Raw genomic sequence first — 9,908 nt, forward strand, 5'->3', positions numbered from 1 at the left:
CGCCAAGAAAATGATCACCTTGAGCGACAACGACGCGGCGACGAGGCTCTTCCAGAAGATCGGCGGCACGTCGGGGCTGAACACGGCGAATCGGACCTTCGGCCTTAAGCAGACCAAGCCGCTGTCGTCCTGGGGGATGTCGAAGACCACCGCGGCCGACCAGATCCGCCTGCTCACCGCGATCACCGACGAGGACGGGCGGCTGGGCGACGAGGACCGGAGCTACCTCTTCGACCTGATGAGCCAGGTCGACGAGACCCAGAACTGGGGAGTGCCCGCCGCCGCGCTCCCGGCGACCACCGGGGTCTATGTCAAGAACGGTTGGGACAACATCACCGCGGACGGCGGCCTGTGGCAGGTCAACTCGATCGGCCGGCTGGTCGAGCCGGGACACGACTGGCTGGTGGCGGTGCTCTCCAACCATCACAAGACCCAGCCGGCGGGGGTACGCGTGGTCGAGGCGGTCGCGAAGTACGCGCTGGGCGAGCTCCGCAAGATCCCGACCGTGTAGCAGCCGGAGTCCCTCACCGCGCCCGACGGCGCGCATCTCGGTCGCAAAGGGCGAGTTGACGCAGCAGGTGTTGGTGGAACGTGGCCACGGCGAGCGACCGGTCCGCGGCACGGGTCGTCGAGTGGACTTCGCGAAAGAGTCGGGCCGGCTTTCCGATGGGCAGGAGGGTCACCGCCCGTGGCGGGCTCGTCGGGGCCGGCAGCACCTACGGTGGAGTCTCCGTAGGCCCGTCCGAGGAGAGCCATGACCGTTGCCACGCGCGCTGTCCTTCCCCCGAAGCCGAGTGATCTCGCGACAGCCGCGGAGCGGATCCGCGCGCTGCTGCCGCCGACGCCGCTGATCCCGACGAACGCCGGCCCGGCCGCCGCTCTCAAGCTCGAATGTCTTCAGCCGACCGGCTCCTTCAAGGTGCGCGGCGCGCTGTCAGCCCTGAGCGACCTCGATGCCGCGGGCCGGGCCGCCGGCGTCGTCACGGCGTCGGCGGGCAACCATGCGCTCGGCATCGCGTACGCGGCTGCCCGGCTCGGCGTCGAAGCCACGGTGGTCGTGCCGGCCACCGCCTCCACGGCCAAGACGCGCGCGTTGCGTGCGTACGGCGTCCGGCTCGTCGAGCACGGCGAGAGATACGAAGCGGCGGAGCGTCACGCGCTCGAGCTCGCCGCAGCGGGGCGGACCTACGTCTCCGCCTACAACGACGCCGCGGTGATCGCCGGGCAGGCGAGCGTGGCTTCGGAACTGCGGGCTCAGATTGCCGGCCCGGTGACGGTGGTCGCGCCCGTCGGCGGCGGCGGGTTGATCGCCGGCCTGTGTCTCGCCGCGGCACAGGACCGTGAGATGCGGGTCGTCGGAGTCGAGGCACAAGCGTCACGGGCGTTGTCCGCAGCGGTCGCCGCCGGCAACGTGGTGCCGGTGGAGGTGGGCGCCACCCTGGCCGACGGGTTGGCGGGCAACCTGGAGCCGGGCAGCGTCACTCCGCAGATCGTGGCCGAACACGTGTCCGCGTTGACGGCCGTGACCAAGACCGAGATCGAGACCGCCATGCGGTTCCTCGCCACAGAACACGGTTTGCTCGTCGAAGGTTCCGGCGCGGTCGCGGTGGCGGCCGTACTCGCGGAGAAGATCGACCCGGCCGGTCAGGTGGTGGCCGTCGTGACAGGCCGCAACGTCGCGCTGTCTGTGGCGACCCGGGTGCTCAGCGGCGCTCCGGGTGCGGCATGAGCACCACCGACATCGGTGTGGTCAGCCGCGACGCCTTCCTCTGTAGCAGCCTTACCGGATGCGGATCGGAACCTGCCAGACCCCGGAGATCCTCGCCGACACCGACGCGGCGGTCGAGGTCGTAATCGACTTCGCCCAGCAGGACGACTCGGTCGACCTGCTGCTGTTTCCGGAGTGCTTCCTGCAGGGCTACCTCGTCACGGAAGAGCATGTCGGGCGGCAGGCGCTGGCCTTGGAGTCGCCGGGTTTCGCGACGGTGCTGGCCCGGCTGGCGGCAATCCGGCAGACACTCGTGCTCGGGCTGATCGAGCGTTCCGCGGACCACATTTACAACACCGCGGTGGTCGTACGCGGCGGCCGGGTCCTCGGCTCGTACCGCAAGACGTTCCTGACCGCTGGGGAAGCGGTGTTCACAGCGGGCACCGACTACCCGGTGTTCGTCTGCGGCTGGGTGCGGTTCGGCATCAACATCTGTTACGACACCCAGTTTCCACAGGCGGCGGCCGCCGTGGCGGCGGGTGGCGCGCAGGTGCTGCTGGTGCCGGCGCAGAACATGATGCGTCGAGAGAAGGCGTTCTGGTGGCAGGACCGGCACAACGAGATCCGGGCCCGCCGGGCGCGCGAGACGGGGATGTGGCTGGTCTCGTCGGACGTCACCGGCGAGCGTGACACGACCCGGATCGGCCTGGGCCCGACGTGTTTCCTCAACCCTTCGGGCGACGTGGTCGCGCGGGTGCCTGCCGGTCGGACGGGGATGGTCACGGTGGACATCGCCGCAGGGGACCGGCCAACCACGCGGCCACCTGGCGGCGACTCCGCAGGCGGACGACGGGCAGGTTCGGCGGGAGCTGAGCCATCCGGGTAGCTGTGTCGCCGTGCGTACGCCAGGCCCAGCGCAGGATGTGGTCCGGGTCTGTGCAGAGAGTCCACAGTGGCGGCTCGACGTTCCCGTTCCACAGCTTCTCGCGGCGGATCCGCCTTGCGACGGTGCGGCGGACGAGTTGGCGCATCACCTGGGCTCTGGGCAGGTCGAGCCAGACCATGAGGTCGGCCCGCTCGGCGAGGCGGGCCCGCACCTTGCTGTACTGCCATTCGGTCACCCACTCTTCTCGCTCGCGGAAGCGGTCGACCTCGTTTTCGAACGAGGGCAGCGGTGTCCAGTCCGGGCCGTGGAAGAGCGCGTCGATCTCGATGTGCGGCAGCCGCAACGTCGCCGCGATCCGGCGGGCGACCGTCGTCTTGCCGGAGCCAGACGTCCCGGCGACGAGCACCCTTCGCGGCCGGTGGGGTATCGCGTCTTCAGACGTCAGCAGAGCCATGGGTCAACCACCGTCGGCTTCACGGCGGGTGACCGGGCACGGCCGAGGCGCCCAAGCAGGCATCTCCAGCGGCACGGATCGCCATGACGGCTGCATCGCTGGGCTGTGCGTGAGCCGGCGAGAGTCCGACACCGCGACCGTCACATCCGGACGCATCACCATGACAGCTGCCCCAGGACTCATGCGCGATGCTGAGGCGGCAGCGCGGCAGCCGTCAACAGCGACACGGAGTGGCGGTCGTCGGCGTGACGCCGTGCGGGTGAACGGCCCACGAGGCGGGGCCGCGCGTCCGTCGGCGCCGGGTGTGGCGGGTCCGGTCATCGGGTGAAGGTTTCGCTGATCGCCGCGTCCAGGGAGCGGCCCGTCGTGGGCTCGACGTACTGGTCGGCGAGCATCAGGCCGCCCAGGTACGACTCCGGTCATCGGGCGAAGGTTTCGCGGATCGCCGCGTCCAGGGAGCGGCCCGTCGTGGGCTCGACGTACTGGTCGGCGAGCATCAGGCCGCCCAGGTACGACGGGTTGACGCCCGACTCCTTGCCGCTCAGGGTCTGCAGCCCGCCGCCGATTCGTAGGGCCGTGTGCACGACGGCCGCCGGTAGCCGGCGGACCTTGCGTGGGCGGCCCGCGGCTTCGGCTACGCGGGCGATCATGTCGCGCCACGAGAGGTTCGCGTCGGCCGCCGGGAGGTCCGCGCCGCTGCGCTGCTCCAGGGCGTCGACCGTCATGTCGCCGACGCTGCGGGCCGAGACCACCGCCGTGCCGCCGGTGGGTGCCAGCAGCGGTGCGCGGGACCTGACCCAGCGGTCCAGCGGCGGCGCCCAGTTGGGCAGCCGGTCGCCCGACCGGCCGAACACGAACGGCAGCTCGATCACCGCTACCGGAAGGTCGGGACCGGCCGCCGCGCGGGCTTCCCGTGCCTGCTCCACCCGGCAGCGGACGTAGGTGTGGTGCTCCGCGAGCCGCCATTGCGGGTGCAGCCGCTCGAAGTAGGTGTAGTACGAACCCAGCACGACGCCGCGGGTCAGGCCCTGCTCGCGGGCCGCGGTGAACAGGCGCACGACCGGCTCGACGAGGTCGCGGCGGAACACCGGGTAGATGGGCTTCCGCAGCGGCCGCTGCTCGTCGGTGCGGGCGGCGTAGACCACGCCGTCGTGGCCGTCGACCAACGCGGCCAGGTCGGCCGCCGACGCGGTGCCGAGGTCGAGCGTGTGGTCCACGCCCGGGCCGGCGGTGCGCGCCGTCGCGGTGGGGCTATGGCCGCGCTCGCGCAGCACGTCCGCCACCTGGGCACCGATCAGACCGCTTCCACCGATCACGAGAATTCGCACGCGCGCATCGTCCACTATGGAACCGGTTGCTTGTCAAGCCCTCAGTCCGCGAACGAGCTGGCCGCGCTCGGCCAGCGCGGCTGCGAGGATCCGGACCGCCTTGGGGCCGACGCCGTGCATGGCCAGCCGGTCACGCTCGCGGCAGGCAGCCACCTGAGCGAGGGTCGTGAGCCCCGGCCGGCCGATCCGAGGCAGTTCACCGATCCGTTCCGGCACGTCGCGGGTACTCACGGCACCAGTTTGCCAAACCGACCTACGCTGTGAGATGGGCATCCGAGGAGGTTCTGCCGTGGAGATCTCGGGCATTTTCACCGCGCTGGTCGTCGGCATCGTCATCGGTGTGCTGGGCCGGCTCGTGCTGCCGGGCAGGCAGCGCATCGGTTTCTGGTTGACCGTGCTGGTCGGCATCGTCGCGGCGCTGCTGGGCACCCTGGTCGCGTCCGCTGTTGGGGTCGCCGACACCGACAACATCGACTGGATCGAGCTGGCCCTGCAGATCGCCTTCGCCGCCGGCGGCGTGGCCGTGATCGACCGCCTCCGCCGCGGCAGCCGGCACCGCTCGATCACCCGGTGACGGAGCCGGCGCGCTCCCCGCGGATCCTGTCGGTCTCGTGGGGCAGCATGACGGTCGACGGCCTGCCACCGGGCAAGGACTTCATGCTCTTCCCGGGCGGCGGCCGGGAGTGGGACTGGTCCACGACCGGCACCCGCCACGACCCAGGCATCCAACCGGCCGACGTCGAAGAGCTCCTCGCTCACGGCGCGACCACCGTCGTCCTGTCGCGGGGCATGGACCTGCGACTGAAGGTCGACCCGCGCACACTGAAGCTGCTCGAAGCACGCGCCGTGCCGATGCACGTCGTCGAGACCAAAGAGGCGGTACGCCTCTACAACGCACTGGCCGACGCCGCCCACCCGGTCGGCGGCCTCTTCCACTCAACCTGCTGACCACGGACCGGTCGTTAGATCGTCAGGTGGTCGCGGATGAAGACCCGCCAGCGGGCGATCGCCGTGGGCGGTGTCTCCGCGTGTGGGCCGGGGTGCTCGGCGAGTTCCTTGTCCCTCGACCCGAGCGCGTCGAACAACGCCAGCTGACCCTCCCGCGGAAAGATCTCGTCGTCTGACTGCACGTGGAAGAGGGCCGGCGCGCGGATCTGGCGTGCGTCGCTCGCCGCGCGTGCAGGGGCCGCCATCGCAGCCGGCAGCGCGGCCGTCTGTGTCAGGCCGAACTTGCCCAGGACCACGCACCGCAGCCGGTCGCCCAAGGCCGCCGCCACCGGCAGTCCGTAGCGGGTTCCCATGGACAGGCCCACGTACGCGAGTCGGTCCGCGTCGGCGTGTCCCGCGGCCACGACGGCCCGCACGGTCGCCAGCCAGTCACGCGTCATCCCGTCGAGCACGGCCTCGACGCCCACCTCGGCGATCCGGGACCGATAGTCCGAGGGCGACACCCGATCACCGTGGTACGGGCCGTCGATCGCGACCGCCGCGAAGCCGGCCCGCGTCGTGAACCACGTCGCCAGTTCGACGATCCGCGCACTCCGCTTGTGGCCGCTGCCGCCGTGACCCAGCAGCACGAGCGGCGCCGGCGTCGGCCCGGCCGGAGGCAGCCACAGCACACCCGGCACCTCACCGACGCGGAACGACCGCTCGGCAACCATGCGGCCATCCAACGCCGTCAGGGTCGGGCGTGTCGAGCCACGTACTCCTGCTTGGTCAGCGTCTGGATCGTCGCCATCAGGGCGTCGGTCTGGATGCGGATGTCCGCCGGCCGCTCCACCACGACCGGCATCGCCGGCCCGAAGGTGATGCTGACCGGCCGACGCCGTGGCAGGCGGGAGCCGGCGCTGCGCAGGCGGTCCGTGCCGATGATGCCGACCGGGACGATGGGCACCCCGGCGCGGTGAGCGAGGCGGACCGCGCCCGTGCGGCCGCGGTAGAGGCGCCCGTCGGGCGAGCGGGTGCCCTCCGGGAAGATCGCCACCAGGCCGCCGGCGCGGAGGATCGGCTCGGCGGCGTCGAACGCCGTCAACGCCGCGCGCCCGCCGCCGCGGTCGACCGGGATCGCGCCCATGCCGGTCGCGAAACCCCGCGTGAGCGGGCTGCGGAAGTATTCCACCTTCGCCCAGAACGCGACGTGCCGCGGCGTCAGGACGCCCAGGAACAGCTGGTCGGCGATCGAGAGGTGGTTGGCGGCCAGGATCGCGCCGCCGTTGGCCGGCAGGTGGTCAAGGCCCGTGACTGTCGGGCACCAGCGCCGGCGCAGGTAGCCGCCGACGGTGCGGTGCGCGAGCGCGTAGAGGGGCGGGGTCCGCATAGACAGTGTCTACCAGGTGGCGTAGACACTGTCTACGACAGTGGGGGTCCATCCTTGATCCTTTCCCGGTAGGCGGGCAGCCCACCGTCCGCATCGTCGGAGGCCAGCTCGACCCACCACGTGCCACCCGCCGCCGCGAACTCCTCGACCTGGCGCGCCAGGTCGGCCGCGCGCACCACGTTGAACGCGACGTCCAGGCCTGGCCGGCCCAGCTCCGCGACCACCTCGGCGATGTCGGCCGGTCGTAGCAGCTCACCGGTCCGCTGGTGGACGGTCATCAGGTAGACGCCGTCCCACCGCGCGGCGCGCGCGAGCGGGCGGCGATTGGGCCAGCCGGCCGCCACCCACACCGGAATCCGCGGCTCCTGCACGGGCGGCGGGGCGATCGTGACGTCGTCGAGCCGGAAGTGCCGCCCGGCGAAGGAGAACGGCCGGCCTGTCCACAGGCCCGCGACGACCTCGAGCCCCTCGTCGAGGATCCCGGCGCGGGCGCGGGCGTCCCACTCCTCGCCGAACGGCGAGAAGTCGACCTCGCCGAAGCCGAGCCCCACTCCCAGCGTCATCCGCCCGCTCGATAGTCGGTCGACGGTGGTGGCCTGCCGGGCGACCTGCCACGGGCGCCGGCGCGCCAACGGGGTGACCATCACGCCGATCCGGATGCGCTCGGTCGCGGCCGCGACCAGGCCGAGACTGATCCACGGGTCGGCCATCGGCTCCGGAGTGTTGATCCCGTCCTGCAGGAAGAACCCGTCCCAACCGGCGGCCTCCGCCTCGGCTGCCAGTTGCGCGAGCAGCACGGGATCGGCGTAGTCACCGCTGACGGGCACATCGAGCGCGAATCTCATGGCCAGGATGTTGGCACCGGGGTGTGACGATTTCCGCGGCCCAACCAGTCTCCACAGGTGACAGCCACCGAAGCCGACGGGAGTGGGACCGTGGATCTCAGATTGCTCTTCGAGCAGGCGTTGGCCGACGAGCCGAGTGCCGCACCGGCCGACTTCGCCGGCCGGGCCATGGCGATCGGCCGGCGACAACGCCGACGGCGCACCATTGTGGTCGGTGGCACGGGCGCCGCGGTGATCGCGGCGCTGGGGGTGGCCAACCTGCTCGCGCCAACGCCCGTCGAGACGGTGCCAGCACGCTTCGCGTCCCTGGTCAATCCGTTGTGCGAGTCGCCGGCCGGGGACACCGCGACCGACCTCTCCGTCTTCCTCACCGCCGACGTCACCGACCGGCAACGCGCCGCGGTCAACGAACTGCTCCAGCACGATCCCGCTGCGGGAACGGTCCGCTACGAGAGCCGCGACCAGGCGTACGCCCAGTTCAAGGCGCTGTTCAGCGACGCGCCGGCGCTCGTCACGGGAGTCGACGCGAGCGAGCTGCCGGAGTCGTTCCGCGTCAAGCTCGTCGACGGCGCGCAGGCGGACCGGGTTGCGAACAAGGCTAAGAACGCGCCCGGCGTCGACGATGTGATCAACAGCCGCTGCCCCGACGGCGCCGACGTGACGGCGGCCGGATGACGGCGCGATGGGGTGCGGCCCGGCGGCAGGCCCGGGAGGCGGAGTTCACCGCGTTCGTCGAGGCCACCGCGCCGAAGCTGCGCCGCACGGCGTACCTCATGTGTCGGGACTGGCATTTCGCCCAGGACCTGACCCAGACCACCTTCGCGAAGATGTACGCGTCGTGGGGCCGGATCCGGCACGCGGCCAACCTCGAGGCGTACAGCCGCAAGGTCCTGATGAATGTCCTCTTCGACCAGCGGAACCGGCGCAGTGCGGGCGAGATGGTGCTGGCCGAACTGCCCGATCATGCCCAGAGTGGTCAAAGTGACGCGGTGGAGAACCACGTCGCGCTGATGCGGGCGCTGGCCACCCTGCCCGTGCGCGATCAGGCGATCGTGGTGCTGCGGCACTGGGAGGACCTGAGCGTCGAGACCGTCGCCGGGATCCTGGGCGTGTCGGTGTCGGTGGTCAAGACGCAGAACGCGCGGGCGCTGAGTCGCCTGCGGTCCGCGCTGGGTGAGGACTTCGCGCGGACCTGATCACTTCGTGGCCGGCGCGCCGGCGTCGAGTTGCGCGAGCAGCGGGCCGAGCAGGTCGCTCAGCTCGCGCGCGACGACCGCGACCGCGCGCTGGGCGGCGCGCTCGACCCCGGCGGCGGGTCCGTCGGGCGGCGGCGGCAGGCGGTCGGGCGGGATCATGGCAGCGACGATCACCTGTGTACGCAGGTGCGGCGCCCGGACGAGGTCGTGGTCGGTGGGCGTCAGGTACTGGCCGAACGTCTGCGGCCAGTCCCGCCAGCCGCGGTCGTGCGTCCAGTGCCGGCTGCGGGACAGCTCCGCCGGCCAGGGCGCCGCGATCACCGTCTCGCAGGCGAGCGTGCCGTCCCAGGTGTTGCGGCGGCAGGTCGCGTCGATGATGCGCGGGTGCCGGCGCACGTACGCCGGATCGAGACCCATCGCGATCCGCCAGGCCGTGGCGGCGAAACCGGTCGGCGCGACGTCACCCCATGCCTCGGTGAATTCGGCGATCCGGCCGCGGACCGCTGCACCGAACCGGTCAGCGTCATCGTCGAGCCAGCAGACGGCCTTCACCCGTACCCCCCGGATCATGAGTCTCGACTCAGCTTAAATTTGTCCGGAGGTCGTGTCGATCCCCGTCCGGGCCGTTCGACCTTGGCGTGAAAGGGTCGGGAAGCGGCCCGGGACATGGCAAGGGAGAACCACGATGGCGAAGTACATGCTCATCATGCGCGGCACGGACGAGACCACCGCGGCGATGATGGCGACGCCGTTCGACGAGATGCTGGCCACGATGGGCCGGGTCAACCAGGAGATGATCCGGGCCGGGGTGCTGGTCGCCGCCGAGGGTCTGGACGACCCGACGCAGGGTGTGGTGGTCGACCTGGGTGGCGAGGCGCCGGTGGTCACCGATGGCCCGTACGGCGAGACGAAGGAGCTCTTCGGCGGTTTCTGGATGCTCGACGTGGCCTCGAAGGACGAGGCGGTGGAGTGGGCCAAGCGGCTGCCGGCGATGCCGGGTGTGAAGTGCGAGATCCGCCGGGTGCCGACGATCGACGAGTTCCCGCAGGACAACGAGTGGGTGATCGCGGAGCGGGCGTGGCGCGAGCGGACCGGCCAGCTCTGATGACCGGGGCTGACGGCGGCGGCCCGCCGGGCGCCGGAGCGGCGCGGCGGGCCGGCGACGCGGTCGGGC

The 9,908-nt window shown here is 71.4% G+C and carries 15 protein-coding genes; 8 read left to right on the top strand and 7 right to left on the bottom strand.

Annotated features, from left to right (window positions below; genetic code table 11):
* The 3 genes from AB0H87_RS31705 to AB0H87_RS31715 form a co-directional block, all read left to right on the top strand.
* A partial coding sequence (locus AB0H87_RS31705; protein ID WP_360153910.1) for a serine hydrolase occupies window positions 1–511 on the top strand: 511 nt, incomplete at its 5' end.
* A 243-nt stretch (window positions 512–754) separates the two neighbouring features.
* A complete protein-coding gene (locus AB0H87_RS31710; protein ID WP_360153913.1) occupies window positions 755–1,729 on the top strand; it encodes a pyridoxal-phosphate dependent enzyme in 975 nt (324 codons plus the stop codon).
* 58 nt (window positions 1,730–1,787) lie between these two features.
* Window positions 1,788–2,594, top strand: coding sequence for a carbon-nitrogen hydrolase family protein (locus AB0H87_RS31715; RefSeq protein WP_360153916.1), 807 nt, complete (start codon window positions 1,788–1,790; stop codon window positions 2,592–2,594).
* Here the strand turns inward: AB0H87_RS31715 and AB0H87_RS31720 are convergent.
* From AB0H87_RS31720 to AB0H87_RS31730, 3 genes are all read right to left on the bottom strand, one after another.
* Window positions 2,488–3,048, bottom strand: coding sequence for an AAA family ATPase (locus AB0H87_RS31720; RefSeq protein ID WP_360153919.1), 561 nt, complete (start codon window positions 3,046–3,048; stop codon window positions 2,488–2,490). The genes AB0H87_RS31715 and AB0H87_RS31720 overlap by 107 nt on opposite strands.
* 419 nt (window positions 3,049–3,467) lie before the next feature.
* A complete protein-coding gene (locus AB0H87_RS31725; RefSeq protein WP_360153922.1) occupies window positions 3,468–4,376 on the bottom strand; it encodes an NAD(P)H-binding protein in 909 nt (302 codons plus the stop codon).
* 33 nt (window positions 4,377–4,409) lie between these two features.
* Window positions 4,410–4,607, bottom strand: a complete 198-nt coding sequence (locus AB0H87_RS31730) for a hypothetical protein (RefSeq protein ID WP_360153925.1) — start codon at window positions 4,605–4,607, stop codon at window positions 4,410–4,412.
* 58 nt (window positions 4,608–4,665) lie between these two features.
* Between AB0H87_RS31730 and AB0H87_RS31735 the strand changes: the two genes are divergently transcribed.
* Both AB0H87_RS31735 and AB0H87_RS31740 read left to right on the top strand, forming a co-directional pair.
* Window positions 4,666–4,950 carry a GlsB/YeaQ/YmgE family stress response membrane protein gene (locus AB0H87_RS31735; RefSeq protein ID WP_360153928.1) on the top strand — a complete coding sequence of 95 codons (285 nt, stop codon included), beginning with the start codon at window positions 4,666–4,668 and terminating at the stop codon, window positions 4,948–4,950.
* The gene (locus AB0H87_RS31740; RefSeq protein WP_360153931.1) at window positions 4,947–5,324 is read left to right on the top strand and encodes an Mth938-like domain-containing protein; all 378 of its coding nucleotides are present in this window, start codon (window positions 4,947–4,949) and stop codon (window positions 5,322–5,324) included. Before AB0H87_RS31735 ends, AB0H87_RS31740 begins: the two co-directional genes overlap by 4 nt.
* A gap of 14 nt (window positions 5,325–5,338) precedes the next feature.
* Here the strand turns inward: AB0H87_RS31740 and AB0H87_RS31745 are convergent, their stop codons facing one another.
* From AB0H87_RS31745 to AB0H87_RS31755, 3 genes are read right to left on the bottom strand one after another with little or no spacing between them, the layout of a single operon-like run.
* Window positions 5,339–6,037 carry a dienelactone hydrolase family protein gene (locus AB0H87_RS31745; protein WP_360153933.1) on the bottom strand — a complete coding sequence of 233 codons (699 nt, stop codon included), beginning with the start codon at window positions 6,035–6,037 and terminating at the stop codon, window positions 5,339–5,341.
* 17 nt (window positions 6,038–6,054) lie between these two features.
* Window positions 6,055–6,693: a lysophospholipid acyltransferase family protein gene (locus tag AB0H87_RS31750; RefSeq protein ID WP_360153936.1), complete on the bottom strand. Its 639-nt coding sequence runs from the start codon at window positions 6,691–6,693 to the stop codon at window positions 6,055–6,057.
* A 32-nt stretch (window positions 6,694–6,725) separates the two neighbouring features.
* The gene (locus tag AB0H87_RS31755) at window positions 6,726–7,538 is read right to left on the bottom strand and encodes an LLM class flavin-dependent oxidoreductase (protein WP_360153939.1); all 813 of its coding nucleotides are present in this window, start codon (window positions 7,536–7,538) and stop codon (window positions 6,726–6,728) included.
* A 90-nt stretch (window positions 7,539–7,628) separates the two neighbouring features.
* Between AB0H87_RS31755 and AB0H87_RS31760 the strand changes: the two genes are divergently transcribed.
* Both AB0H87_RS31760 and AB0H87_RS31765 read left to right on the top strand, forming a co-directional pair.
* Entirely contained in the window at window positions 7,629–8,213 is a 585-nt protein-coding gene (locus AB0H87_RS31760; RefSeq protein WP_360153942.1) for a permease-like cell division protein FtsX, read from the top strand.
* Window positions 8,210–8,734, top strand: a complete 525-nt coding sequence (locus AB0H87_RS31765; RefSeq protein ID WP_360153945.1) for a SigE family RNA polymerase sigma factor — start codon at window positions 8,210–8,212, stop codon at window positions 8,732–8,734. Before AB0H87_RS31760 ends, AB0H87_RS31765 begins: the two co-directional genes overlap by 4 nt.
* Here AB0H87_RS31765 and AB0H87_RS31770 read toward each other — a convergent pair whose 3' ends face one another.
* Window positions 8,735–9,304 carry a hypothetical protein gene (locus AB0H87_RS31770; protein WP_360153948.1) on the bottom strand — a complete coding sequence of 190 codons (570 nt, stop codon included), beginning with the start codon at window positions 9,302–9,304 and terminating at the stop codon, window positions 8,735–8,737.
* A 115-nt stretch (window positions 9,305–9,419) separates the two neighbouring features.
* Between AB0H87_RS31770 and AB0H87_RS31775 the strand changes: the two genes are divergently transcribed.
* Complete coding sequence (locus AB0H87_RS31775) at window positions 9,420–9,839, top strand: YciI family protein (protein WP_360153951.1); 420 nt, start codon at window positions 9,420–9,422, stop codon at window positions 9,837–9,839.
* Window positions 9,840–9,908 lie beyond the last annotated feature (69 nt).

Origin of the sequence: Asanoa sp. NPDC050611 (assembly GCF_040654855.1) — a bacterium.
In the GTDB taxonomy this organism is placed as follows: domain Bacteria; phylum Actinomycetota; class Actinomycetes; order Mycobacteriales; family Micromonosporaceae; genus Asanoa.